The following is a 25,994-nucleotide window of genomic DNA, read 5'->3' as shown; positions in this document are numbered from 1 at the left end:
GCCGGTCAGAATGACCGGAGGGCACAGCGACCAGCTATCTATTGACATGAATGACAACGCTGTCATTCTTGCTGGCAAAAAACGTTTCCAATTAATTGTACGGTTCTTTGGCGATTTTGTCAACCATTGTTTTTATTAAGAATGCTGGCGAATTTTGGCGCTGATGCTCCTTGCAATTTGAATGAAAGCTGTTATAATAAAGATTGTGAATTTATTTCGAGGGGGTTTTTCATGATTGCTCTTTCCATACCTGATGTCAAGCCATTCATGTCCGCTTTATTGCAGAACACATTGTTCGATCCCTGGGAGCTGCGAGGCTGCGAGCTCAATATCCTCACACGGTACACCATCAGCGGCGTCATCAACCGCGACTATTTAAATGACCAGGAGGCAAAGCTGAGGTCAGAACAGACTCATCTCTTATGGCGGGATGTGCGAAAAAAGATATATGAGCTTATCCGCGGAGGTCGAACCCCAACATCGATGAAACTGACGCTTGCCTTTCCGAAAGATCAGCTGACCTCCTTTTCCACCGATTCCATCGAATCACTGTTGTTAAACATTCAGTTTGATGGAGGCGTACTACACCTGATCACAGGGATTTCCATGAAAGCTTTCAGTTTGGACAGAAGCGCTGAACATATGTGGGATGACTATATCCCCTCTTTCTGCAAGCAGCATTCCATTGCGTATTCACTGGAATAGTCGTGTATGCGATTTCATTGATTGTTTACAAAAAATTAGCACTCTATCGAGGTGAGTGCTAATTTTTCTCTTGACTTATGGTATAGAACGATATATTATATAGGTAGAGTTTGCTTATGCGAATTCTCAGACACAACGGACTATCAAAAATAGGTCATACAAGAAGATTCTATTGCAAGGAGGATATTACAAATGACACAGGAAAAGGGAAGTCTATCAATTAACAGTGAAAATATTTTTCCCATTATAAAGAAATGGCTCTATTCGGACCAGGATATCTTTATCCGCGAATTGATCTCCAACGGCGTCGATGCCATTGCCAAGCTTCGCAAGCTAGCGTCCCTGGGAGAGGCGACAGTTGAGGAAAATCCGGAGTATCGTGTGGATGTCGTCCTAAATCCTGAGGATAAGCTCATCACCATCACCGACAATGGCATTGGAATGACGGACGAGGAAGTAAAAAAGTACATCAATCAGATTGCATTTTCTGGCGCCGCGGAGTTTATGGAAAAGTATAAGGAATCGTCAGAAGATCCCATCATCGGACATTTTGGACTCGGCTTCTACTCCGCCTTTATGGTTTCGACCCTGGTAGAGATTGATACCCTCTCCCACCAGCAAGGTGCCACGCCTGTCCATTGGTCCTGTGATGGCGGTTCGGAATATTCCATGGAGGAGGGTACCCGCGCGGAGCGCGGCACAACCATCACCCTCCATGTCAACGAGGACGGCGAAAAGTATCTCAACACGTGGGAAATGCGAACCATCATTGAAAAGTACTGCTCCTTCATGCCTGTCCCAATCTATCTGACCAATCTGGAGGACGAGAAACGCAAGGCGGAGGAAGCGGCAAAGAAAGCCGAGGAAGCGGCAAAAGAGGGCAAAGAGACGCCCCCCGCTGAAACGGTGCCGGAGGAGCCGAAACCGTTAAACGAAGTGTCGCCTCTGTGGCTGAAGAATCCGAATGACTGCACCGACGACGAGTACAAGGAATTTTACCGAAAGGTGTTCATGGATTATAAGGAACCTCTGTTTTGGATTCATCTGAATATGGATTATCCCTTTAACCTAAAGGGAATTCTGTATTTCCCCAAACTCGGCAATGAATTTGAATCCGCGGAAGGGCAAGTCAAGCTCTACTGCAATCAAGTTTTTGTCGCAGACAATGTGAAAGAGATCATCCCAGAGTTTCTGCTGCTCCTAAAGGGCGCCATCGATTGCCCCGATATCCCCCTGAATGTGTCCCGCAGCTTCCTGCAAAATGATAAGCAGGTGCAAAAGATTTCCGAATACATTACGCGCAAAGTTGCCGATAAACTCAAACAGCTCTACACCAATGAGCGAGAAAACTATGAAAAGTTTTGGGGCGACATCCATCCCTTTATCAAATATGGTTGCCTGCGCAATGAAAAGTTCTTAGAGCGTGTCCAGGACAGCATTATCTATAAATCCGCTGTTACAGGAGCGTACACCACTCTTCCGGATTATCTGGAGGCGGCAAAAGAGACCCACGAGAATAAAGTATTCTATACGACGGACCCACGCCAGCAGGCTCAGTATATTAAGGTCATTAAGGATCAGGGCTTTGACGCACTGGAACTCACCACCACCATCGATCCTCCCTTTATTTCCATGGTGGAGAGCAAAAATGAGGGCGTGAAATTTCTTCGCGTCGATGCAGACCTGAATGAAATACTAAAGGAATCCGATGCGGAGGAGGACAAGAAGGCCCAGGAAAAGGCGGAAAAACTGTTTAAGAAGGCCTTAAACAACGACAAGCTCAAGGTTCGCGTGGAGAGCTTAAAGGATGAATCCATCTCTGCGATGATCGAGTTGTCAGAACAAAGCCGCCGGATGCAGGATATGATGAAAATGTACGGTTCCATGGGGATGATGGGAATGCCCGGCGGCGAGGATGAGATCCTCGTGCTGAATAAGAAAAACCCATTGGTCGCCCATCTGCTGGAATCCAAAAAGGATGATACGGCTGCGCTCCTGGCCAATCAGCTGTATGATCTGGCACGGCTAAGCCATCGCCCTCTCGAAGCCGAAGAGCTAAATGGATTTATCGCCCGTTCTCAGGAATTGATGCGCCAACTGGTTGACAAGGTTGATGATAGCTCCAAATAAAGGAGGTATTCCCCTGTGAAGCGTTCGCACAAACTTTTCGCCGCTGCTGGGGCCTTCACTCTAGCCAGTGTTGTAACCGGTCAGTATTTCCACCATCGCTTTGTGAAACGTGTACCGGATCCCCGCCCTCCGGAGGAACTGTTGGAACCCTGGACCTCCATGATCAGTCCAAACAATATAACCTCCTGGGAGATCCAATCTTTCGATGATCTCCAGCTGAAAGCCTATTATTTTAATCGTCCAGAAAAATCCCATAAATACGCAATTCTTGTCCACGGCTATCATGACCGCGGCCTTGGGATGACGGATTATGGCCGGGGCTTCTACCAACACGGATACAATCTCCTAGTTCCGGATCTGAGAGGACATGGGGAGAGTGAGGGACACTATATCGGCTTTGGCTGGCATGACCACAGGGACGTCATCCGCTGGATCTACCGGCTGATAGAAGAGGATCCATCGGCCTCCATTGTGTTGTTTGGCCTCTCCATGGGGGCCGCCACGGTTATGATGGTATCTGGCGATCCCCTTCCCCCGAATGTGAAATGTATTATCGAGGATTGTGGCTACACTTCTGCCTGGGCTGAATGTGCTGAACAGCTACATGTTCAGTTTAAACTCCCGCCCTTTCCGGTTTTAAACATGGCAAATTTGATAATGCGCTTTACAGACCACTATACCTTGCGGGATGCCAACGCGATTCGCCAGGTCGCCAAATCCATTACGCCCATGCTGTTCATTCACGGCGAGGAGGACACCTTTGTCCCCTATGCTATGCTGGCTCCACTCTACGAGACGGCCACCTGTGAAAAACAAAAACTCTCCATCCCAGGTGCAGGGCACGCACAGTGTGTTCGGCAGGCCCCCGAGCTATATTGGAAGACAATCCGGGCCTTTGTTGACAAATATATTGACTAAACTATATCTCCCGCCACCGCGAATGAAAACGATGCCCGGAAAGCCATGAAACCGAAGGCTTTTCCGGGCATCGACTGTTTTTTCTTATATCCTGTTAAACCGCTCCTCAGAAAGGGCGCGACAAATGGCTTGGCCAACCTGTTCCCGGCAGCTGGAAAGATAAAAATGTCCGCCGGGAAAGGCCACAGAGGCAACACCATATTCCGCGAAGCGATTCCAGCCATGGATTGCATCAGGGTTTTGAAGTAGGGGATCCTCATCGCCGTACAGGACGACGGCTCGGGTCTTCATCTGGGAGTAGGGCTGCTGTGGGGTGTACTTCGTATGCATTTTTAAATCTTCCTGTAAAAGGGGCAAGTAGTACGTGGAAAAAGCCTCACCCTCTGCGAAGTCTCTGTCAATCATCCCGCTCTCGATCATCCGTTCTGTCAGCTCTTCCCCTGATATCCTATCTTTCTGAAAAAATTGTTCACAACAGGGCGCTGGCGCTGATGAAGCAAAAAAGAGACACGGAGCTGCACCATAGTCCTTCTCTGCGGCAAGCGCCACCTCATACGCCATGAGCGCTCCTGTACAATGCCCTAACAGCGCGTACCTCTTCTCAAATAACCACGGATTCGCATCGACAAAGGCTTGGGCTGTCTCCTCAATGGAATTGAAATTCGGTACGCCTGCATTTTTTTCTCGGCCAGGATACAGGACGGGCCAGAGATTGATGGTTTTGTCAATTGATCTTTTAAAGGGAGCAAAAAAACTTGCGCTGCCCCCTGCATAGGGAAAACAGATTAGATTCAGCTCCGCTTTTTCATCATAGCGCTCATGGGCGACCCAGCATATATCGCGTTTCATTCTTTTCCTTCATTCCGACTCGCAATCAGCGCAATGAGTTCATCAATGGTTTCATGCTCATAAAAGTCTGCGATTTCAACGGTCATTCCCGTTTCCTCGAAAAAATCTTGGCAAATCTGGCCTGCCATATAGGAATTCCCCCCGAGATCAAAAAATGACTCATCATTCCTCGGAGGTGTTTCCAGCTGAAGAATATTCTTCCAAATTCTGTTCATAATGTCACGCATATACGGCTCTCTCCTTTATATTTTTATTCCCGGTTTCCTTTCAAGCATGTGACCATATCAATCCGATCCACCTTTTTGCGCAGAAGCAGCAGAGATAGACAATAGCTGCAAAGTATGATAACCGCGCATAGAGCCACCGATCCTGCCCGCAGCGATGGTTCGATCACGATATGCAGTAGGGATACCATATTGATACACAGGATCTTGACAGCGGCCACAGAAGCCGGAATCGCCAGCAGAAATCCGATGACTACCAGTATATGGTTTATATTGAGAATCATTTTGTTAATTTCTCGATTCTGGTACCCCAAAACTTTGAACATGGAAATATTCGATTTGTTCTCCCCGATTAAAAGATTGACGATCAGATACACCGATATGATGCTCAGGAGGCAACCGATTGCCATGATGCCGTACACCATAGTATTAAGCGCTGTCATGGCGTTCATCAATGTATCGAGGATGCCGTCATTATCGCCCACATAGGAGAGGGCATCGCTTTCAATGAAAAGCTCTGTATCGGAATACACAACATTGAAATAATCCTCCTCCACCTCGATTATTTCTTTGACATTGGTGTAGGATGTATACAGAATCTGCTGTGAATTGTCCTGTGCAATCCCGTCAAGCTGCACGGTGGTTTCCTCCAGCGTAACCGGATTGACGATTGTCATCTCATCGCCTGCTTTCAGACCATACTCAACCGCAGCGGCGTTCGTGAGGTAAAACCCATCTTCCCTGTAATCGCCCCCTAGTATCTCCATGTCCTGGAAACGGCTGCCGGCGGGGACTCCGCTTAGGGTAATGGTTCCGTGGCTGGCCGTCTCATAGGTTACGACAAGCCCGACTAGACCGCCAAAATCTTCACCGCTGTGCATTCCGTTTAGGTAGTAGCTGTATTCATAGACACAGGCATTATTCGTCCCTTCCTCCACAAGATTCCGGCAAGAGTCATTTAATGAAAATCCAAATGCACAGAGAAAGGAGCTCAGGAAAAGACAAAATAAAACCATGAGCGTGCGCCCCATATGGGCAAAGAGGGAGCGGATCTTAAACTTTTTCTGAAACGAGATCTGACTTCTCTCCAGCATACGCCGTCTTCTCTTCCGACCATTTTGCTCATCCTGTTCCCTGAGCATGGAGACAATGTTTCTTCTCACCATCCGTATGGACTTAAAATAAGAGACGCATCCGTAGAGGATCGTGGGAAGAAGTAGACAGATCGCCAGAACATGGGGGCGAATATAAAAGCTATAGTTAATCAACTGGTAGTCGATAACAAAATACATGGCGACGCCTTTTCCCGCAAATATGGCGAGCAAAAGACCTAGGACGCTTCCCATAAACCCTGGCAGGATGGCATACATACAGTAATGTAGGCTTATTTCTCTATCTTGATAGCCAAGCGCCAATAGCGTTCCAACATATTTTTTCTCCCGCTCAAGGATTCTGCCGATGACAATCGATATGAGTAACATGATGACAATGAATAGAATGGGCGCAAGGCTCCATGACTGCATTAAGATCTCATCGCCCGCTCCCCTGGGACTTTCGATTCTACTATTTGCCTCTGCCGAAAGGTAACTGTAGGCGCTGTACTCTCCATAGATGGCCTGGCGGAAAGCCTCTATCATACTTTCGTCATGGAATATAACGGAGTAATAGGTGCTTTCATTCCAGTCTGTTTCCGCCAGGAGGCTCTCATAGTCAGCCGCCGAAACCTGGATCATACCAAAATTTTCTTTGTCAATCCACATATCCTGTAGACTCTTTTTGGAATACAGATAGTCCGGCCGGACCGCCAGGCCCGTCACCGTAAATGACTTTCCATTAATCGCATAGATGTCGCCAATTTCAATATGGTTGGCGTTGGCAAAATCGCGGTCGAACAGAATCTCATCCTGTTCCGTAACGTCCTCCCCTTCCAGCAAGGTATATACATTCACACTCTCCATAGGCTTGAAGATCCGGAGTGTCTTGTCGCCTAATGCCGCATCCATATAGGCTGTCTGCTCAATCTCCACATCATATTGTGCTTCTAAGCTCTCGATGTCTTCGTCCTCCAGCGTCAGTATGGTCTGAAACTGAGCATCCTCAACATGGCAATCCGCCATCAGCTTGCCAATATCCTCTTGGATCATGGCCGCATCTGAAAATGCAACAGCAACGAGGAAAACCGTGATCGCAGTCAGCAGTGTTACGGAAATATAAAAGGAAAGATTTCCTTTTATCTCCCGCCCCACTTTTCGATTTATCATTTTCATAGATTCCGCATCCTTCTTTCTGCCAATATGATTTACAATGCCAGCTGTTGGGCGCTGATCTTATTATCATTCTCCTCCTGGGATACGACCCTTCCATCCTTGACGTGAATCACCATGTCTGCCATCTGCTGAATCGCTTCGTTGTGTGTAATGATCAGAACCGTTGTCCCGTACTCACGGTTGATCTTTTCAATATAGGATAGAACATCTTTCGAAGATTTTGAATCAAGCGCCCCTGTAAGTTCATCGCAGAGAAGAAGGGCTGGATTTTTTGCGATGGCTCTCGCAATGGCAACCCTCTGCTGTTGACCACCTGACAGCTCGGATGGGTATCGGTTTGCAAAGGAGGTCATGTTCAACGTGTCCATGATCTCGTCTATATCAATACTTTCATTGACAGCGATATCCCTTGTCGTTTCAATGTTTTCCCTGGCCGTGAGATTCGGAATAAGATTATAAAACTGAAAGACAAACCCGATCTTTTCACGCCGGTACCCGACAAGTTGCTTTCTGCTATATTGGCTTATGTCACAGTTGTCCACCATGATTCGCCCGCTGTCCAGCTTGTCAATCCCGCCTATCATATTCATAAGCGTACTCTTACCCGAACCGGAGGCTCCGAGAATCACCCCGATTTTTCCCTTTTTCATGGAAAAGCTTGCGCGATCCAACGCGCGAACAGCTGCTTCACCGTGGCCATATTGCTTGACCGCATCTCGCATTTCAATAAACATTTTTACCTCCTGCATCGCTTTATTTTCCTATAAGGAGCCCGCCCAAAAGCCCTGAGGGCTCCGCGTCCAATAACAAAACATTTTGAAGGCCCGACTTAAGCAGGTTCTGCGCAACAATAAGTCCGCTGAATAGAGTAGACCCGCCCTCCATCCCCTCAAACCCGCTGTCCCCCATGTCAGATAGGCAGGATTGACATCGGACAAGGGTGTGGGGCCTCTCGAAAAGGCCTGCCTCCTGGCAGAGGGACTGCATAAGCTCTCCCGCCCTCCGCTTCAAGCTCCCATCATACGCAAATCGCGCTTTCGCTGCCTTTACATACCAATCACATTCAGCCCCATTGCCGAGAATCACAGCTCCGGCGGAAGAACCATTTTCCACATTGTCCCCGCCGAGGAGCAGCACTGTGCTGGCCATATGATCCTTTAAAGCGTCCGTTACCGCCACCGCGGCGCTGAAACCGCAGCAGGCTCCGCCGAGAAAGCTCATGTTGAATGCCTTTGCCCTTAGATGGATTCCGACCTGGCAGGAGGGCTCGCAGAGGACACAGTGAATTGTCTTTTGTGGCCGAAGTCCGCGAACCCCCTTTTTGAAAAGTGCGTCTATATGTTGTAAATATAGCGTGAGTGGACCATAGGAAGTGGCAGTGGCAATTCCTATCTGACGGTAATCTTGATGGTCCGCCGCCGGCATAACAGATTTTGCGGCCTCGAAAAGCGCCGTTGATAGGCCGCTCTCTTTGGCTTTGTCATCCTCCGATGCTGTACAAATCAAAGCCGCATGTCCCATTGGAATTTTCAAGCACATCCCTCCCCTACTTTCCCCAGAACAATACAACAATTGCTTCCGCCAAAGGCATACGAACTGTTCATTATCACCGACGGCTTTGCATTCAACGGCTGCCTCACCAGATGGAGCGTACAATGGCTATCCTTTTGAAGAAGATTGCAATTGGGCGGTATAATTCCACTTTCCAGCGAAAGGGAGCAGGCCACAAGTTCAAGGGCCGCTGCCCCTCCAAGGGCGTGTCCAAGAGCTCCTTTGATGGAGCTGACATGCAAGGTCTCGGCCCTCTCCCCAAAAAATTCTGGTATCGCTTTCATTTCACAGTTATCATTTGAGATGGTTCCGGTTCCATGGAGGCATATGTACTCGATCTCGCCCTTCAAAATGCCGGCATCCTGTACGGCATTTCCCATGGCGACCTGTATTTCCGCCGCCTCTGGGTCCATGGAGGCCATGTGGTACGCGTCATTGCTTTGCCCCTGACCGAGAATTTCGCCGTATATGTGAGCGCCTCTTGCCTTCGCCGTCTCATAGTCCTCTAGGACGAGCATCCCGGCCCCCTCGCTTAATATGATGCCGCTCCTGTTTTTGTCAAATGGCCGCACCCTGTCAGAGGTCAAAGCGCGGATGCAGGTAAATCCACCTTCTGTCAACTTTGAGTATACATCTACACCACCCGCCAGCACCCTGTCCAGACGCCCCCGCCTGATCATTTGAAAACCGTAGGCGGCCGCCACATTGCCGGACGAACAGGCGTCCGAATGGAGCACAACATCCCCCGCCGCTTTCATGCGCCTGGCAATGGCGGCGGCGATGTCAATGTGATGTATGGAGTCCTTGATCTGCTCCATTGGAACCGCCCCATTTTCCTGAACCATACTCTCCATGACGTTAATCTCGCCGTGAGTTGTTCCCACCGATACTCCCACCCGCTCCGGGGAAATCTCCCCGTCAAACTTCTTGAGACCTGCATCCTCGGCGGCAGACAGTGCAACCGCCAGCGCAAGTCTGGCACAGGGATGAAGCGACTTCCGCTCTTCTTCGCTTAAATATTGGGCCTCAAACAGACTCTGCTCTTCTCTGTCCAGAAATCCATATTGCCCCTGGAAGTCTGCCCCGTAAAATGCATCATTGACCTTCTGAAAATGAGTGTCGCCCTTTAGAATGCCATTCCAAAAGGCAGCTTTTCCAAAACCGCAGACGGAAGCCGTTCCGATCCCTGTTATAACAACTCGTCTGCGCATCTAAAGCGCCTCCAAATACGCCATGATCCTGTTTATGCTGCTGAGCGCACGCACCTCTCCCTGAGAAACGCGGATTTCGAGCTGATCCTCAATTTCTGCAATACAGTCCAGCATCTGAAGCGAATTCATGGCGAGATCGGTGACAAAATGATCCTCGTCCCCGATGGCCTCCTCCTCTATTTCCAGTACATCCGCCACGATTTTCCTGATTTCCTTTTTCTCAACTGACATATAATTTCCTCCCTCGAGCATCGATTTTTTTAATGTCCTGTAGCAATGCGGATAAATAGGTTTCGGATTCAAGGACAAAAAAGTGTCCACCCTGAAACATTCGAAAATTGAATAGCCCCTTTGTAACTCGCTTCCACTCTTTCATCTGCTGAGGGGACGTATCCACATCCATCTCGGCACAATGGGCAATGATGGGAGCACGGATAGGGGAGTTGTCATAACAGTATGCCTCGTGAAGCGCGTAATCCTTTAAAATAATCGGAGCAAAATAATCCATAAACTCCTTATTTTCAAGTAATTGGGGATCCATCCCCCCGAGGCGTCTCATCTCAGTTAACAGCGCGTCACGCCCCATCCAGCTGCGGAAACGACTCAGGTCCTGTTCAAAGGGAGCTCCCCTGCCTGCAACCGCAAGCCCTCCCACTGAAATACCGCTGCGCTCTAAACATTTTACAGCTTCAAACGCAATGAGCGAACCTAGACTATGGCCGTAAATATAAACTTTGCGGAATTGGCATTCGCGAGAGATTGCTTGCGCGATCTCCTGCGCGATCTCCTGTATCGTCTGATTAAAGCGTTCCCGCATCCGGCAGCCATGGCCTGCGTATTCAACCGGCACAACGGCGATTTCATTTTGTACTCCCGACCAGCTCCTCAGCTGCCCTGCATTTCCCCCTGCGTGGTGAAAACAAAAGAGCAGGGGTTCGTGGGTCCCCGGAATCCGAAAGGGAAAACACGAGTTTATAATTTTCATAGCAGCCCCTCCCCTTCGCCTTTCACCGCCTGCGCCATTCCCGATACGGTCGGTGCCGCAAAGATTTTGGACATGGCGATATCCTGTCCCAACGTCTCAGACAGCTTGGTTTTAACCTTAACGATATCGATGGAATCCCCTCCAAAATCAAAGAAATCCTCCTCCAATCCAGGAAGTTCATCGAGACCTAACACCTCTTGCCAGATTTCTCCGATGAGTGTTTCAATCTCATCTCGCTTATGCTCAGGCTCACCTCGTCTCTGCTGCCCCACAAGCCTTTCTGCCTGCGCCAAAAGTTCTTTGCGGTCGATTTTGCCATTTCCGGTTAACGGCATCTTTGGCAATACAAAACAGATGGAGGGGATCATATAGTCGGGAAGCCTCTTTTGCGCTTCCCCCAGAGCATCCGCAAGGATCTCTTCCTTTGGATAGCTTCCATCGATGGGCACTAGCGCCGCTGCAAGGCTCGGTTTGCCCTTCACTTTAACCGCCATGGCGGCTGCCTCCTTTACGAGATGGCTCTGATTGACCGCGGCTTCAATCTCGCCAAGCTCAATTCGATGGCCGCGTATCTTAACCTGAAAATCCTCCCGTCCCCAAAATTCAATTGTCCCATCATTCCAATACATTCCCAAATCTCCAGTATCATAGAGGCGTTCGCCTGTACGGCCATATTCAATAAAGCGTTCCCCTGTAAGCGCTCTGTCGTGTAGATATCCCAGCGCCACGCCTGTCCCGAAAATGTACAGTTTGCCGATGGTATTCGGCGGGCAATCGAGCATTTGGTCATTTAAGATCCGGAAGCCCTGACCTGAGAGGGGATACCCATAGGGGATACTGCGCCATTCCGGCTTAACCTCCCGAATCGGGTAATAATTTGACCAGATGGATGCCTCCGTTGCACCGCCCAGACTGTATATATCTGCTTGTTGACTCAGTCTCCTGATTTTGGCCGTCAGATCCAGTGGAATCCAGTCCCCGCTCAACATGACGACCCGCAGGTTTTCTGCGGTTTCCTTCACCTCAAGGGCATACTCAGCCAACATCTGCATAAAGGCGGGAACGCTATTCCAAACGGTTACACCGTAGATGTGAATGAGCTCCATCAGCGCATGGGGGTCCTTTCGATCCCATTCGCCAGGGATAACCACCGCCCCCCCGCAGGCGAGCATTCCAAATATGTCATACACAGATAAATCGAAATTAAGTGCGGAAAGCGCTAGGGTGCGGTCATTGTGGTCAATATGGAAGCGTTCATTTACATCCAAAATTGTATTGACGGCTCCCCTGTGAGAAATCATAACGCCCTTAGGCTTTCCGGTACTCCCGGAAGTAAAGATACAATATGCCAGACTGTCGCCTGTGCACTGTAAAGGATGCTCTTTCAGCTGTGTATCCATCGGCTTGCCGGAAATCACAATGAAGTCGCACCCGAAACCGGAAGCTCTTTGGGCTAGATCCGCCTCGGTCAAAATAAGGTTTGCCTGAGATTTGTCCAGAATCTCTTCAATCCGTTTATCCGGATTTCCCATATCCAGCGGAAGATACGCCGCGCCGGACATAAGGGTCGCGACAACGGCCACGACCTGTCGCCATCCCTTTTTGAGTAGAATTGCCACAATGCTTTGATTCTTGCCCGCGATCTCTTCACTCAGCAAAAGCGCTTCACGGTAAAGCTGGCCATAGGTCATGGTTCGTGTTCTGTCAATGACCGCAATTCGTTCTGGAGCTCGAAGGGCCTGGCTGACAAATAGGCTTTCAAGTGTGCTGCCTCGGTCCACAGGCGCAAGCTCAGACAGCCTCTCTCTCTCCCGAAGCGTTGGAATCAGATTATGCGGATAGAGAATGTCCTGAAGACTGCTTTTCCAGATCTGTCTATCTTCCGAGAGGACAAGCAGCAGCTTTCGATAAAACTCCATCATAGCGGCCGGTGTCTCTGCTGGAAATAGCTCTTTGACCGCCTCCAGACTGATATTCAATCCGCCCTCTAATTCTGTCACCTGACAATCGAGCCATACCTGGGGCGTCTCCGTCGTAATTCGTTCAACCTTCCCCAATCCCCTCTCCGTTGACCTGCCCGAAGCCATCCCGACAGTGCATGTAAACACGATTGGGAAAATCACGCCACCGAGCTGGTGAAGCTTTGCGTACTCTTGCTGAACCTCAACACCGCTGAAATACGGGTGGGCCATATTGTCGGAAACCTTGTTCTGAATCCGCTGCGCATGCTCACAAAACGTTGCGGGAGCCGACATATCGACGGAGAGCATGGAAAGCAAGGTAAAATCTCCGATCAGGGCATTGATTTCAGGATGGTTAAATAGACGGTTATACTGTGTTACATTGATTGTAAAAGCTGAGGTTCTGCTCCAAAGGGATAACAACACGGAGTACGCTGTCAGAAGTGCGGTTGCCGGAGTTAAGCCGTAGGCTCGGCTGTTCGCCTGAAGTTGCTGCCAAGTCTGAGGATCAAGCTTAGCGGTATAATGTGAAATTGTCTGCGCAACAAGCATATCCGGACTTGAAATGGTAAAAAGATCAGGGGCCGGCGCCATGGTTAGCACCTGTTGCTTCCAATATTGCTGGTCAATCTCATATTGGGCTGACTGCTTTACCGCAGCTAGAGCATTGACATAGTCCCGGAAGGATACTCCTAGCTTCTCCACATTTTTGGCACTGTTGTGGTAATACTCGCTCCACCGGCTAAACAGCAGCTGCACACTGAAACCGTCAAAAATCAGATTGTCGAGATCCACATACAGGAAGACGGTATCCCGGCACCGAATCGCCTGAACCTTAAACAGCGGCCAAATTTCTGGATTAAAACGTTCATTCTCTATTTCAGATCGAATATTCTGACGCATTTCTTCCACTGTATCTTCATCTGCTTCCAATATTGAAATTGGATAGTGCGGAACCTTTTCAAGGATTTGCTGGCTGCCATCGCGCAAGACGACCGCTCGCATCATTCCCTGTTCCGCGATAACTTTATTGAATGCCATTTCAAGGCGCTCAAATTCTATATCTTCGCATACAAGCTCACAGACTGCATGTGTTGTGACCCCACTCAAACTCATCATACCCTTGGCGCCAATCCAATACGATCGCTGTACATCTGTCAGGGGGAAGGGCCGATTCTCGTTTTCAGAATCCACCACAATAGCGGGAAGCTCCTCCTCCCCTCCATCACCGGAGATACGCTTTCTCTCCAGCCCCTCACAGAACTCTTTTAGAACTGGTGATGCGAAGATCTCGGATACGTCCACCTTGATTTTCAATTCTTTCTGTATCTGCCCGGCCACACGGATTCCCATTAAGGAGTCCCCGCCGAGATAGAAAAAATTGTCCTCCCGATATACAGCCGTGGCCCCCATTTCCTTTTCCCAAATTTCTGCGATTTTGCTTTCCATCTGGGTTCGCGGTAAATCCTTCTTAGATTCTGCTATATCGGGCAATGGAAGTGCCTTCCGGTCTATTTTTCCGTTGGAGGTCAGCGGAAACTCGTCAACACAAAGTATAGCAGACGGCAGCATGTAATGGGGAATGCTTTCCGAAATGGCTCTTCGGAGCGATGCCTCATCAAATACCTTCCGGTCCCTGCATATAACATAGGCCACAATCACGCTTGCACCGGAGGCGCTCTCCCTAATCAGCGAAATAGCTTTGTCAACGGCATCGCATTTGAGCAAAGCCGATTCGATTTCACCTAACTCAATCCGAAAACCGTGTAGTTTGATTTGCTGGTCCATTCGTCCATGAAAGATAACATATCCTTCCTCGGACATCAAACCATAATCACCGGTTCGATAAATACGCCCATACTGGGGGTGGTCAACAAAGTGTGCCTGTGTTTCCGCTTCATTTGCACAGTATTCCTTTGCCACACCTCGTCCGCCAATACAGATTTCACCCTGAACTCCAGTTGGGCAAAGCCTTCCCGCCTCATCGAGTACGTAGATCGTCTGGTTGGCGAGGGGATACCCGTATGGAATGCTATTCCAATTTTGTTCAACCTTTTCAATTGGATAGTATATAGACCATATGGAAGCTTCCGTCGCGCCGCCTAAGCTGCACACCTTCGCTTTGGGGAATAAGCTGTGGATTTTTTGAGGAAGCTCAAGGGGAATCCAGTCCCCGCTTAACAGTACATTTTTAAGAATATCACGGGGCAACACGGGATCTGAGCTTACAAGCAAGTCCAGAATCGCCGGGACGGTATTCCAGAACGTGACAGGGTACCGGTTCATAAGATTGACTATATGTTCCATTTCTACCTTTTGGCTTACGACAAGATGCGCTCCCGTGGAAAATGCCCCAAAGATGTCATATACCGAAAGGTCGAACCAAAAGGAAGAAATTCCGAGGATACAATCCGTCTCCTGAAGGCCAAACCGGTGATTGACGTCCAAAATCGTGTTGCAAACTGCATCTTGCGTGATAACAACGCCCTTGGGGATTCCGGTACTGCCCGATGTAAAAATAATATACGCCGTATCCTCCGGATTTCCCAAAATGGCGGAGAACGGTGGCGCTCCCTGAGCCATCATGTCCCGGCATACCGCAGGTGTTATAAGTGCAGACGCATGGCAGCTCTCTTTGATGGACTGAATTCGCTTCTCCGGATATTCGCCGTCATAGGGGACATATGCATTGCCAGATTTCAAGATCCCCAGAATCGCAACAATCGTCTCCGCGGTTCTCTGCCCGTCAACCATTATGGCGCCTCCGGTGCCGTATTTTTCATAGAGCGCACTGGCAACGCGATCGGAAGCGTCCCGCAGCCATCCATATGTATAGGTTTCCCCGTCAACGGAAAGCGCAGGATTGCTGGGCGTTTTCGCCGCCTGATTTTCAAAAAGGGTCTGTAGCGTACGAGAGGGGATATCTGCCGCGGTCTTGTTATACAAGGCAATCCGGTCTATGTCAATCCCCGCATGGGAGTCCTGCCCGTCAATGGTTTTCTCAACCAGGTCAACATAGTGCCAAAACATTGAATCCAGAAATTGGTCTGAGAGGATGCCCTTTAGACAATCCCATCGGATCTCGAGCTGTCCCCTATGCTCAGAAATCTGACAATCGACAGCCAGCTGTGGCGTCCGGCTTATCTGATACACCACATCCCCTAGGAAATGCCAATGGGATTCATCCTGCGAAGCCAGACTGCTTGTAAAGGCAAAAGGAAACACTGCCTTCCCACTGAGCTGATGCTCTCTTGCAAACTCCTTCATGACATCAAGGCCGTCAAAAGCCGTGTGTTTCATGTATTCCTTGATTCGCCTGTGAAGCGCTCTGCATCCGTCAATCCAATTTTCTTCCGCGTCCCAGTGCAAATCCACTAACAGCAGCTTCGTGAAGTCTCCAATCAAATCCGAAAATACATGTCCCATGGGCGCTCTGTGCGCGATTGTCATACTGACGGACATATCGTTTGCCGAGCTGAATCGGCTTAAACATTTACCGTAGCAGTATAGCATATACACAGAGGGAAGAATGTGGTTGTCATAGAGCCTTTCCTGCAAACTTTGGTATTGTTCCCTACCATAAACCTTTACACGGGAGGTAAAGCGTCCCCCGCTGTTTCCTTCCCGTTTCATCGCAATGGGCGGAGCTGGCGGCATGTGGGGAATGCGTTGCTCCCAGAACTTTCTATCCCCTTCCCCATTGTCCCTGCGCTCATCTTCCACCAGATTCACATAGTCCTGATAGCTGTGCGGCAATGGCTTGAGCGGCCCTCTCTCCTCTCGGTAAAACGCATTGAGCTCACGCACGAGAATCTCGATACTGAATCGGTCCATCAGCATCATATCAAAGGAGATGACAACGCGGCTTTTTCCCCCAGGGAGCAAATAGAATGAGAAGTTAAACATAGGCCAGCTTTCCAGCTGAAAAATTCTATGGGACTCCTCCGCGCGAAGCTTCTGAAAAAACGCTTCGATTTCCTCGCAGGTGTAATTCTGTAAATCTGTGACGGGAAGCTGATAGACCGGAATTTTCGTGAGCTCTGCCTGTGTCCCGTCGGAAAAGAGTAGGGTCCGCAGCATCGGTTGGCGTGCAATCACGCGATTAATAGCCATCTCAAGCCTTTGAGCTTCACAATTTCCCTGAAACTCAGCATAAAAACCCGTAGCATTCCCGCCAAGTTCTGTCTTCGCATCTCTGCCAGTTAAATAAGCCAATGCAACACTTGTCAACGGAAATTTTTCCTTATATTCTAACATCTGTCTCCCCTATCCTGACAGCCAAATCACTCTAGTAGACCGCCGTCTATTCTTAAAATCGAACCGGTTATATAGGACGCTGCCTCTGAAGCGAGAAAGTAGATTCCCTCTGCAACCTCTTGGGGAAGCCCAAAACGTTTCAGTGCAATGGACTGGGAGGCTCGCTGCTTTTGCTCGCTGCCCATGATATCGCTTAATCCTCCCTCGATCATGCCTGGAGCAACAGCGTTGACGCGTACATGGTACGGGGCAAGCTCCACGGCGGCGCTCTTCGTCATGGCGTTCACCGCCCCCTTTGAAGCGGCATAGGCTGTCGCACCGGCGCAGCCCTTGATCCCGGCAATGGACGAAACATTGACAATGCTTCCGCCCATCTGCTTTTTCATAATTTGGCCGGCCGCCTGCATCATATAGAAAACGCCCTCCTGATTGCAGGACTGAACTCTTTTGTAATCCTCCTGGCGGGTTCTAATCATAAGACTATACGCAATCGTTCCCGCATTATTGACTAGCGCATCTAGCGTTCCTGCGTGTTCTAACGCTGCCGCGACCATCGCTTCGCAGTCCCTTTTGACCGATACATCCCCACAGATGGCTAGAGCTCTGATCCCGTAGCTCTCTGAAAGCTCCTCTGCAAATTCCTTCAGACTGTAAAGGCTGCTTTCCCTATGCCCACAGAGGCAGACATTCCAGCCTTCGCGCGCAAAGCGCCGTGCTGACGCCCTCCCTATATCTCCATTCGCGCCTGTTATCATTACATTTTTATTCAAATCGTCCTCCGCTAAACATAGTGTGTTCTGTTATCTCATAGATAGACAGAGATTCCCCAACCTGCAATTCCTTTTCAAGAGCTGATAGATAGCGCTCATTCAGGATTTCATAAGCAAAATACAGCCCCGGACTGATTTTTTGTGTGAGGACCTCCATGGCTGTCTCCGCTAAAACATACCCACATATTCTCGCAGAATCACGGAGATGCAATTCACAGCGGAGGATTTTTTTTCGCCCGGATTTTGTGCCTTCTAATTCCATTCCCAAAACACAATAGCACGGCTGCACAGGAGCGGAGGCGCAGTAGGAGCGAAATACTTCTTTTATTTTGCCCGTCGCCTCCTCCTCGCCGCAGTTAATCGTACACCCGACTGCTTCCATCAAAACCTTCAGCTGAGCAAACTCGTCAAATGCATTAACCCAGTACAGGGTATCAATTCCACTGGCAGCAAGCATCCGTAATAGCTCTTTGCTAACATTGGCTTTTAGCAGAACCTCATTGGGAAAGCCGGGCAGCTTATATCGTTTTGTCGCCTTAATCCGGCAGGGATGGAGTTTGCCTTTGTGATACCATGTATCCCCATATGCGGAATCCCTTGCACTTAGTGCTATATCCGCAAAGGCCGCTTCAGAGCACCGCTCCGTTCCGCCCTGATACATAACAAGCTGGCTGACGCTGTCAAATTCAAGCTTGCACAAAGCTTTCGGAAGAAAGGCGGACAGTCCTGGCACATAGCCGCTGGCAACAATATAGGTTCCCTTTTCAGAAAGAGCATCCTCGGCGGCGGTAGCATCCGTCAGATCAAGGTATGTAGCGCCAGCTTCGGCGGCGATTCTTGCGATCAACCCACCATATAGAAACGATGGGCTCACACAATTGATAACCATACGACAGCGTCTGCAAAAAGCACACAGACTGTCCCGATCCGCCACATCGACCTGAAGGAAACTGAACTTTTCATATTCGCTGAAACGGTGAGGTTCTCTTCTCTGCCCCCCCAGTATCCAATATCCGGCTTTGAGAAGCTTTTCCGTGGCATGACGGCCCACAGATCCACCGCAGCCAAGTATACCAATCCACTCTTCCATCATACTCTCCTATATAAAACACCTAAGCAAGCGCCTTCCAAAACTCTTCAAAGGTCATATCCTGTTCTGTAAGGCACTGCACTGCAAGCGCAAAGGAGCGATGCATTTTTTCCAGAATTTGCGGTGGAAACGCATCTTCATCGCACCCGATTTTGTAAATCAAGTTCTCCTCTGTCTCTGCGACAACCAGAACGACCGAATCCCAGATCTTAGATTCATGAATCCCGATATATGGTTCAGCCACGGCTTCTCCCATTGGCATCTTCGCATTACCCTGATTATAATTCAGATAGGAAAAGGTAAACAAAGTCGGAGTGGCAAAATTCCCTAGATGGGCATTCTTCATATTTTCAGCATATTTGTTGTTCGAAATCGCAAACGCCTCCCGCAGCGTCATCTGGGGGGTAAAAGTCAGCCGGTGCAGCGCCACCGTTGCAAAAAAGCCCATGGTTTGGCGGTAAACCTTCGTTCTGTTTGCATCCCCGATACGAACAGCCGTATCACCAACTCCAAAAGCGCCAGAGATTGCTGCATGACATAAAAACACGTTGACAGTCGATACACTGATTTTATTTGCTCTTGCGAACTCCCGAATGGGCTTCAACTCTGTCATAAAAAAGAGTTTAAGGGCGGATTTCTTGCGGTTTTCCACGGGAAACTTGATAAAATCCTCGCTATACCCTCGGCTCTCCTCCTGCCAGTATTCGATCTGCGCCTTCCCCTCCTCAGACTCTATAAAACGATTTTCTTCCACAATAAAATCAAGGTACGAAGCGCCAGTATGAGGTGTCTCCAAGCCATTGTAGGCAGCGATTATACTATACATGGCGATTGTGTTCGATACTCCGTCCGTAATAATGTGATTAATGCACGCAAAGAGTATGTAATCTTGTTCTTGCAAATCGAATAGCACAAATTGATGCATGACACCTCCGTCAAATTTTTGGTGTCCATCCATGATGGCTCTTGCCTGGAGAAGTACCGACCTCTCTTTTTCTTCCGCCGTCGAGCCCTCGGCGTTTCTCACATCCAATGTATACTGATATTTATCTAAAACTTGCTGATAAACCTCACCGTTTTCCTCAACGTGAAAAACAAATCGCAAGGCGTCGTTTTCATCTATGACCTTTTGGATTGCCTTTTCCAGGCGGCAAAAGTCCAGCTTGCCTTTTATCCGCAGCGCAACCGTAGTATTCATGCAATTATCGATTCCATCTGTCATGATGACAATCTTCTTCTGCTTGTCAAGTATTGGGAGCCTCTTCGTTTGCCTGTCCATTGTATTCCTCCAGTTGGATGTAGATTTATGTCTCGGTAAGTCATGACTAACCACGTGCGAAACTATCCCCTCTGTCAAAGACAGAATCATATCCCCTCGCCGTAGTTAGTAGTAGCTAACCAAAAACATCTCCTATATTACCACACGTACCAGAAATTGTCAATCCATATTTATATTATTTTCTGTGCAGCGCAGCAAGCAATAAAATGCCACCCCCATCCGCCGCTTGCGCGCTGCCTTGGATAGGAATGGCATTCCCGAGTCTCACAGACTACTTATTCGTACAGAGGAAACCTTGACAGCAACTCCGCCACCATACCCCTACACCGCTCTTGATTCGCTTCAAAATCGCTGATGGCCAGGTCAATGATCTCCGCTATGGTGACCATCTCATCCTCTTTCATTCCCCGGGTCGTCACGGCCGGTGTCCCGAGACGAATCCCGCTGGTGACAAAGGGCTTCTCAGGATCAAAGGGGATCGCGTTTTTATTGCAGGTTACGCCCACCTCATCCAATGCCTTTTCCGCCGCCTTGCCGGTTATATTCTTCTTTCGCAGATCCACAAGCATCAAGTGGTTGTCCGTGCCCCCCGACACGATGTCAAATCCGCGGTCTAACAGGCTCTGGGCCAGCATCTTAGCGTTCTTGACCACCTGCTGCTGATACTCTTTAAATTCCGGTTGCAGCGCTTCTTTGAAGCTGACAGCCTTCGCCGCGACAACGTGGCACAGGGGACCGCCCTGTATGCCAGGGAAAATTGCCTTATCAATGGTTTTCGCGTACTCTTCCTTACACAAAATCATGCCACCTCGGGGTCCTCGAAGGGTTTTATGGGTCGTCGTCGTCACAACGTCAGCGTAGGGAACCGGATTGGGATGCAGCCCCGCCGCCACCAGGCCTGCGATATGTGCCATATCCACCATGAGATACGCGCCAACTTCATCGGCGATCTCGCGGAACTTTGCAAAATTCAATGTACGGGAATACGCGCTGGCGCCTGCGACGATCATTTTCGGCTTCGCCTCCAGGGCAATCCGGCGAACCTCCTCGTAGTCGATCACGCCCGTCTCCTCGCTGACGCCATAGCTCACAATATGATACTGGGAACCTGAGACGTTGACCGGGCTCCCGTGAGTCAAATGTCCTCCGTGAGCTAAGCTCATGCCCAGAATCGTATCGCCGGGCTTCAAAAAGGCAAAGTATACGGCAAAATTCGCCTGGGAGCCCGAATGCGGCTGTACATTGGCGTGATCAGCGCCAAAAAGCTCCTTTGCGCGGGCGATGGCGAGACGCTCTGTCTGATCAACAAACTCACAGCCGCCATAGTAGCGCTTTCCCGGGTATCCCTCCGCATATTTATTCGTAAGGGGCGATCCCATCGCCGCCATAACGGCTTTGGATACAAAATTTTCAGATGCAATCAATTCAATCTTATGATTCTGACGGCCGATCTCCGACTGCATGGACGCCGCTACTTCGGGATCAACTTTCAGAATTTCCTCAAACTCATACATTCTGCTTTCCTCCAATTAGTTTTCCACCATTATAGCATAGATTCCGCAACTTGGCAACGGCGGAATCCCTTGCATTTTTAAGTTGCATTTCGTTTTATTCTATCATATAATAATACTGCTTTGATATTATCTAGAACTGGCGAGGAAAACCGATTATGACGACCCCATCCCCCACTCAGGTTCAATACCGGCTGATCCATGATATCGCCCTGTTAGCCGGTGAGATCATGTTACAAAATGGCGCGGAGACGTACCGCGTGGAAGATACCATCACAAGGATTCTGTCCATCTCTGGCTTTGCCCGCACGGAAGCCTTTGTCACAATAACGGGAATTTTCGTGACTTTAGAAGATCCGGCCCTGGACCAACCTCTGACTACCGTTCGCCGTGTTTATACCCACACCACCAATCTCAACAAGATCTCCGTCGCCAATGATATATCCCGAAAACTGGTATCCGGCGCTCTCAGCTTGGAGGAGGCTAAAACAGCCTTGGCGGGCTTGAAGTCCCTCTCCGCGTACCCCTGGCCTCTCCTTCTCCTGACATACAGCCTTGTCTGTGGATTCTTTACCATCCTGTTCAATGGAAGTCCCCGGGATTTTGCTAGTTCCTGTGTGACAGGCGTTCTTCTGGGCCTGCTCGTTTTGGCCCTTGGCCACCTCAAGATTCCCCGATTTATGAAAGATTTTGCCTCCTCCGTACTCATTGGATTTTCCGGCGTTTTGCTCGTGTATACCCTAGGGCTAGGCGAATATCTGGACCCCATTATCATCGGCGCTCTCATGCCCTTAGTTCCCGGAATTGCCATTACCAATGCCGTTCGGGATACCCTCAATGGCGATTATCTGTCCGGCGTTGCCCAGGGCGTTGAGGCGGCTTTGACTGCCGTTTCCATCGCCGCCGGTGTCAGCCTCATCCTCCACTTCTATGCCTTTACCCCCCTCTCCCCCATGGCGCCGGCTGAAGTGGTCCATTGGTTCTCCTTTGGTTGGGAATGGCCGGTTTCCCCTGACATTCTATTTCAGACCGTCTGCGCTTTCGGCGCCTCTCTTGGATTTTCCATCCTCTTTAACGCAAGCCGGACCCATTTAATCTGCTGTGGAATCGCCGGCGCTTGTTCCTGGTTCTTGTATGCGGTCATGCTTCAACAAGGTTTCAGTCCCCTGATGGCCAATTTCATTGCTGTTTTAGGCCTTAGCATTCTAACCGGCCATCTAGCCCGCCTTAAAAAAGCTCCCATCACAGTTTTTCTCGCCCCCGGCATTATTCCCCTTGTCCCTGGCGCGGGAATGTATCGAACCATGTTCTATATCTTTGGCGGTGAATACGCAAGGGGCGGGCGGATTTTTATCGAGACCATGGAAATTGCAGCGATCCTCGCCGTCGGAATCGCAATTCATTATTCTTTTGGACAGATTTGGCGGCAAATTCGAAGGCGAAGTACAAAATAGTTTAATTCCATTCTTTAGCGCATTGCCCTTATCAATCATTTTTTACTTTCAAATCTCTTCGTATGTTGCCACTGTGCTTTTCGTTTTCCCATTTACTAGAAAATTTGTAAATTCTCTTGCATCATTCACATGTTTGTGGTAATCTTAAGACATATTGTGTGGATTGGAGCGGGTAATATTGCATATAAATGAATCCGTTGGTATTTTCTATGATATGATCTATTACAATCTCATCTATTTCAATAGAAAGTCCCTAGAACTTAAATATCCTGGCCTTAATTATGACCGAGAAGCATTTTTTATAAATTATGATACGCTTAGGAGAGCGAGAAATCATCTAGATCCCCCACCTCAGTTTTTTCCCTTTTTTTGTTTTTATAATGATAAACCATGTGTAATGAGTGAATTTTTCCAAGATGCCTTTGATTTCTTTCATGATACCATAGATTCTTTCCTTGCTAAGCTGTCCGATAAGGCATCGTTTAAACGATTTGTGTATTCCTATTATTTATCGGATTTTCTCGAACAGCTGTCCCTTGATGAGGTTCTGCGACGCGACGGTGAAAGTATTGGCAAGGCATTAGCTCTCCTTAGCAAGCGAATCGATATCGAACAGTTTACCTATATGTTTTACCATTTTAACGAAGTCATCAATAGTTTAGTCACGTATCTCAACCAGTTGAAGCCGTTTATTGAAGCCTTTCATAGCACACAAAAAAATAAGATTCAAGTTGTTCAAGATTTTATTTCGGAAGATAATCAAGCAATGGTCAGGAAATGTTGTCCTGATAGAATGGATGATCTCGTCCATTTTGAATCCCAGACCTATTCTGTGAGCTTACTTAATAAATATCTAATTGTACGACAAAGAAGTGCAGATAAAAATAAGCATGCATTTCTTTTGGGATACGATTGTTGCTCACTTCTGTCTCAGATAGTTAATTACCGATATATAACCATATATTCCGTGATCAAGTCCTATGGCAATGACACCAAGCTTGAAATAATACGCGAACTGAGTAAGAAGGAAATGACAATTTCACAGTTGTCAAGAAAGTTGCATTTATCTCGCTCGTCCATCGGTCGATATGTGGAGGATCTGGTTGAGGAAGTGGCCATTGTCAGAGTCAAAAAGGTGGGCGCCGATATTTATTTGCGCTTGAACCCGGAATATTTTATTCAATCCAAATCTGCTTTTATAAATTATGTCGATACCATCTTGTTTGAACTGTGTGCTAACATAGAATAAGATCGAGTGGGATAAATCATTCTACTACGATCTGAGAGTATATTAATTTGTTAGTATTCTTACATCATTTACATATTCGTGGTAATCTTAAAATACATTATGTGGATTGGAGTGGATAACGTGAATATAAACGAATCTGTTGGGATAATATATGATGCTTTTTTCTATTGCGTTACCTATTTTAATAGAAAAACCTTAATTGCGGATCCCGTAATTAATATTGATGAGCATATACAACTATTCCATTATGACAGTCTTAGAGCGACGACGCGAGTACCAGATCCACCTAACTGTTTATTCCCTTTGTTTTATTATGATGGTCGCAGATGTTGTCCTATGACTGCCTACTTTGACAAATACTTTGACTATTTTAATGATACAGTAGATAGTTTTTATTCCAATCTTCTTGATAAATCCAAATTTAAAAAATTTATTATGATGTATTATTTCGGCAATGATTTTGATGATAAAGGATTACAAAAATTGTGTTTATGTGAAGGCGAAACTGTCTTAAAGGCAGCCACGATTCTCAGTAAAAAAGTAGATATTACATATTATACAGATCTATTTTATCATTTCAGTAAATTAGTCGATATCGCTATAGAATTCTTGCGCCAGCTTACTCCTTTCATCCAAACATATCACTCCAAACATAAAGCAGAAACGGTGGAGACTCTCCAAAAATTTATGGTAAATGACATCCAACTTCTAGTCAAAAAAAGACGGCTAAAGTCTGATGACAGCCACGAAGTTCAGCTCGAAAAACAGGTATATAGTGTATGTTATCTTAACCAATATATCGTTGCAGACTTCTGCATCGACAAAAAATATATTTTTATCCTTGGCGTCGATTGGTCTAGGGTGTTTTCCCTCGCGCTCAATCAACCCCATGTCACTATGCAATCCGTCATGATTGCCTTAGGTCATCCGGTCAAAGTTGAGATTGTAAATGAACTTCGAAAACGAGATTTAACCATATCTCAGCTAGCCCGCCGTCTGCATCTTGCGCGAACCTCTATTTCACGCTATGTACAGGATTTATTGAATGAACTTGTCATTGTTAGGTCACGCAAATCTGGTCCAGAGATTTATTATACTTTAAATTCGACATATCTGCGGTACGCAAAAGCTACCCTTGATGAGTTTTTAGATCAAGCGATTCTTGATTCTGATAAAGCATTGTGATATTTGCATTCTGTTTTCGCTGCTTGACGAAAAATTCTCTTACTTTTAAATTCGGGACAAGGTGGGAATCGACTCGTTCGAGGATTCCCATTTTGTCCCGATTATAAGCGCCCTATTACGCTTCTTCCTTAATTTCCTCGATAGCCTCCACCGGCGGCAGGCCTCAATTCGAAGATACTGAAGTTAATTTTTGTTGTCCAATCTCAAAAAAGTCGTTATAATAATCATTGGTAAGCATAGTTCCATTATAACATGGAACGGGAGAAAAGGTGGTGGTGTCAGCCATCTTTTTTCTTTTTAGAGAAATTTTTCAGGTACCGGTATGGCTCATGTGAGTCCCACCGGCACCTGTTTGGGACTATCTATTTCCAAACAGCCCCTTTCGTTCTATCTATTTT

The 25,994-nt window shown here is 48.0% G+C and carries 19 protein-coding genes; 6 read left to right on the top strand and 13 right to left on the bottom strand.

Going from position 1 to position 25,994, the window contains the following annotated elements:
- Positions 1-231: 231 nt before the first annotated feature.
- The 3 genes from H8730_RS13050 to H8730_RS13040 all read left to right on the top strand — a co-directional run bounded on the left by H8730_RS13050 (position 232) and on the right by H8730_RS13040 (position 3,753).
- Positions 232-705 carry a DUF5721 family protein gene (locus H8730_RS13050; protein ID WP_177714019.1) on the top strand — a complete coding sequence of 158 codons (474 nt, stop codon included), beginning with the start codon at positions 232-234 and terminating at the stop codon, positions 703-705.
- Between the two features lie 192 nt (positions 706-897).
- On the top strand, positions 898-2,835 hold the full coding sequence (gene htpG, locus H8730_RS13045; RefSeq protein WP_249289910.1) for a molecular chaperone HtpG: 1,938 nt from the start codon (positions 898-900) through the stop codon (positions 2,833-2,835).
- A gap of 15 nt (positions 2,836-2,850) precedes the next feature.
- Positions 2,851-3,753 carry an alpha/beta fold hydrolase gene (locus H8730_RS13040; RefSeq protein WP_177717015.1) on the top strand — a complete coding sequence of 301 codons (903 nt, stop codon included), beginning with the start codon at positions 2,851-2,853 and terminating at the stop codon, positions 3,751-3,753.
- 84 nt (positions 3,754-3,837) lie between these two features.
- On the opposite strand, the gene H8730_RS13035 is transcribed toward H8730_RS13040, so the two are convergent.
- From H8730_RS13035 to H8730_RS12975, 13 genes are all read right to left on the bottom strand, one after another.
- Positions 3,838-4,602 carry a thioesterase II family protein gene (locus H8730_RS13035; RefSeq protein ID WP_177717017.1) on the bottom strand — a complete coding sequence of 255 codons (765 nt, stop codon included), beginning with the start codon at positions 4,600-4,602 and terminating at the stop codon, positions 3,838-3,840.
- Complete coding sequence (locus H8730_RS13030; RefSeq protein WP_177717019.1) at positions 4,599-4,829, bottom strand: phosphopantetheine-binding protein; 231 nt, start codon at positions 4,827-4,829, stop codon at positions 4,599-4,601. The genes H8730_RS13035 and H8730_RS13030 overlap by 4 nt, the downstream gene beginning before the upstream one ends.
- A 23-nt stretch (positions 4,830-4,852) precedes the next feature.
- Positions 4,853-7,093, bottom strand: a complete 2,241-nt coding sequence (locus H8730_RS13025) for an ABC transporter permease (protein ID WP_249289909.1) — start codon at positions 7,091-7,093, stop codon at positions 4,853-4,855.
- A gap of 32 nt (positions 7,094-7,125) precedes the next feature.
- A complete protein-coding gene (locus H8730_RS13020) occupies positions 7,126-7,827 on the bottom strand; it encodes an ABC transporter ATP-binding protein (RefSeq protein ID WP_177717023.1) in 702 nt (233 codons plus the stop codon).
- Positions 7,828-7,846: 19 nt separating this feature from the next.
- Positions 7,847-8,626, bottom strand: coding sequence for a hypothetical protein (locus H8730_RS13015; RefSeq protein WP_177717025.1), 780 nt, complete (start codon positions 8,624-8,626; stop codon positions 7,847-7,849).
- A complete protein-coding gene (locus tag H8730_RS13010; protein ID WP_177717027.1) occupies positions 8,623-9,855 on the bottom strand; it encodes a beta-ketoacyl-[acyl-carrier-protein] synthase family protein in 1,233 nt (410 codons plus the stop codon). The genes H8730_RS13015 and H8730_RS13010 overlap by 4 nt, the downstream gene beginning before the upstream one ends.
- The gene (locus H8730_RS13005; protein WP_177717029.1) at positions 9,856-10,086 is read right to left on the bottom strand and encodes an acyl carrier protein; all 231 of its coding nucleotides are present in this window, start codon (positions 10,084-10,086) and stop codon (positions 9,856-9,858) included.
- Complete coding sequence (locus H8730_RS13000; RefSeq protein WP_177717031.1) at positions 10,076-10,840, bottom strand: thioesterase II family protein; 765 nt, start codon at positions 10,838-10,840, stop codon at positions 10,076-10,078. Before H8730_RS13000 ends, H8730_RS13005 begins: the two co-directional genes overlap by 11 nt.
- Positions 10,837-17,058: a non-ribosomal peptide synthetase gene (locus H8730_RS12995; RefSeq protein WP_177717033.1), complete on the bottom strand. Its 6,222-nt coding sequence runs from the start codon at positions 17,056-17,058 to the stop codon at positions 10,837-10,839. The genes H8730_RS13000 and H8730_RS12995 overlap by 4 nt, the downstream gene beginning before the upstream one ends.
- 26 nt (positions 17,059-17,084) lie before the next feature.
- Positions 17,085-17,828, bottom strand: a complete 744-nt coding sequence (locus H8730_RS12990; RefSeq protein WP_177717036.1) for an SDR family NAD(P)-dependent oxidoreductase — start codon at positions 17,826-17,828, stop codon at positions 17,085-17,087.
- A complete protein-coding gene (locus H8730_RS12985; RefSeq protein ID WP_249289908.1) occupies positions 17,821-18,918 on the bottom strand; it encodes a saccharopine dehydrogenase NADP-binding domain-containing protein in 1,098 nt (365 codons plus the stop codon). The genes H8730_RS12990 and H8730_RS12985 overlap by 8 nt, the downstream gene beginning before the upstream one ends.
- A gap of 22 nt (positions 18,919-18,940) precedes the next feature.
- Positions 18,941-20,197 carry a condensation domain-containing protein gene (locus H8730_RS12980; protein WP_177717039.1) on the bottom strand — a complete coding sequence of 419 codons (1,257 nt, stop codon included), beginning with the start codon at positions 20,195-20,197 and terminating at the stop codon, positions 18,941-18,943.
- A gap of 275 nt (positions 20,198-20,472) precedes the next feature.
- The gene (locus tag H8730_RS12975) at positions 20,473-21,711 is read right to left on the bottom strand and encodes a serine hydroxymethyltransferase (protein WP_249289907.1); all 1,239 of its coding nucleotides are present in this window, start codon (positions 21,709-21,711) and stop codon (positions 20,473-20,475) included.
- A 155-nt stretch (positions 21,712-21,866) separates the two neighbouring features.
- On the opposite strand from H8730_RS12975, the gene H8730_RS12970 reads away from it, so the two are divergent.
- The 3 genes from H8730_RS12970 to H8730_RS17925 all read left to right on the top strand — a co-directional run bounded on the left by H8730_RS12970 (position 21,867) and on the right by H8730_RS17925 (position 25,596).
- Positions 21,867-23,162 carry a threonine/serine exporter family protein gene (locus H8730_RS12970; protein ID WP_177717043.1) on the top strand — a complete coding sequence of 432 codons (1,296 nt, stop codon included), beginning with the start codon at positions 21,867-21,869 and terminating at the stop codon, positions 23,160-23,162.
- Positions 23,163-23,340: 178 nt separating this feature from the next.
- The gene (locus H8730_RS12965; protein WP_249289906.1) at positions 23,341-24,411 is read left to right on the top strand and encodes a winged helix-turn-helix domain-containing protein; all 1,071 of its coding nucleotides are present in this window, start codon (positions 23,341-23,343) and stop codon (positions 24,409-24,411) included.
- Between the two features lie 120 nt (positions 24,412-24,531).
- The gene (locus H8730_RS17925) at positions 24,532-25,596 is read left to right on the top strand and encodes an ArsR family transcriptional regulator (protein WP_249289905.1); all 1,065 of its coding nucleotides are present in this window, start codon (positions 24,532-24,534) and stop codon (positions 25,594-25,596) included.
- Positions 25,597-25,994 lie beyond the last annotated feature (398 nt).

Origin of the sequence: Bianquea renquensis (assembly GCF_014384895.1) — a bacterium.
GTDB classification, from domain to species: domain Bacteria; phylum Bacillota; class Clostridia; order Lachnospirales; family Bianqueaceae; genus Bianquea; species Bianquea renquensis.
This window is presented reverse-complemented; position numbering and strand designations above follow the sequence as displayed.

Excerpts from the sequence above, each read along its gene's own strand:
- H8730_RS12980 (WP_177717039.1), bottom strand. The coding sequence starts at position 20,197 with ATGGACAGGCAAACGAAGAGGCTCCCAATACTTGACAAGCAGAAGAAG.
- H8730_RS13025 (WP_249289909.1), bottom strand. The coding sequence starts at position 7,093 with ATGAAAATGATAAATCGAAAAGTGGGGCGGGAGATAAAAGGAAATCTT.
- H8730_RS13010 (WP_177717027.1), bottom strand. The coding sequence starts at position 9,855 with ATGCGCAGACGAGTTGTTATAACAGGGATCGGAACGGCTTCCGTCTGC.
- H8730_RS13030 (WP_177717019.1), bottom strand. The coding sequence starts at position 4,829 with ATGCGTGACATTATGAACAGAATTTGGAAGAATATTCTTCAGCTGGAA.
- htpG (WP_249289910.1), top strand. The coding sequence starts at position 898 with ATGACACAGGAAAAGGGAAGTCTATCAATTAACAGTGAAAATATTTTT.
- H8730_RS12985 (WP_249289908.1), bottom strand. The coding sequence starts at position 18,918 with ATGGAAGAGTGGATTGGTATACTTGGCTGCGGTGGATCTGTGGGCCGT.
- H8730_RS12995 (WP_177717033.1), bottom strand. The coding sequence starts at position 17,058 with ATGTTAGAATATAAGGAAAAATTTCCGTTGACAAGTGTTGCATTGGCT.
- H8730_RS12970 (WP_177717043.1), top strand. The coding sequence starts at position 21,867 with ATGACGACCCCATCCCCCACTCAGGTTCAATACCGGCTGATCCATGAT.
- H8730_RS13035 (WP_177717017.1), bottom strand. The coding sequence starts at position 4,602 with ATGAAACGCGATATATGCTGGGTCGCCCATGAGCGCTATGATGAAAAA.
- H8730_RS12975 (WP_249289907.1), bottom strand. The coding sequence starts at position 21,711 with ATGTATGAGTTTGAGGAAATTCTGAAAGTTGATCCCGAAGTAGCGGCG.
- H8730_RS13000 (WP_177717031.1), bottom strand. The coding sequence starts at position 10,840 with ATGAAAATTATAAACTCGTGTTTTCCCTTTCGGATTCCGGGGACCCAC.
- H8730_RS13005 (WP_177717029.1), bottom strand. The coding sequence starts at position 10,086 with ATGTCAGTTGAGAAAAAGGAAATCAGGAAAATCGTGGCGGATGTACTG.
- H8730_RS13020 (WP_177717023.1), bottom strand. The coding sequence starts at position 7,827 with ATGTTTATTGAAATGCGAGATGCGGTCAAGCAATATGGCCACGGTGAA.
- H8730_RS13050 (WP_177714019.1), top strand. The coding sequence starts at position 232 with ATGATTGCTCTTTCCATACCTGATGTCAAGCCATTCATGTCCGCTTTA.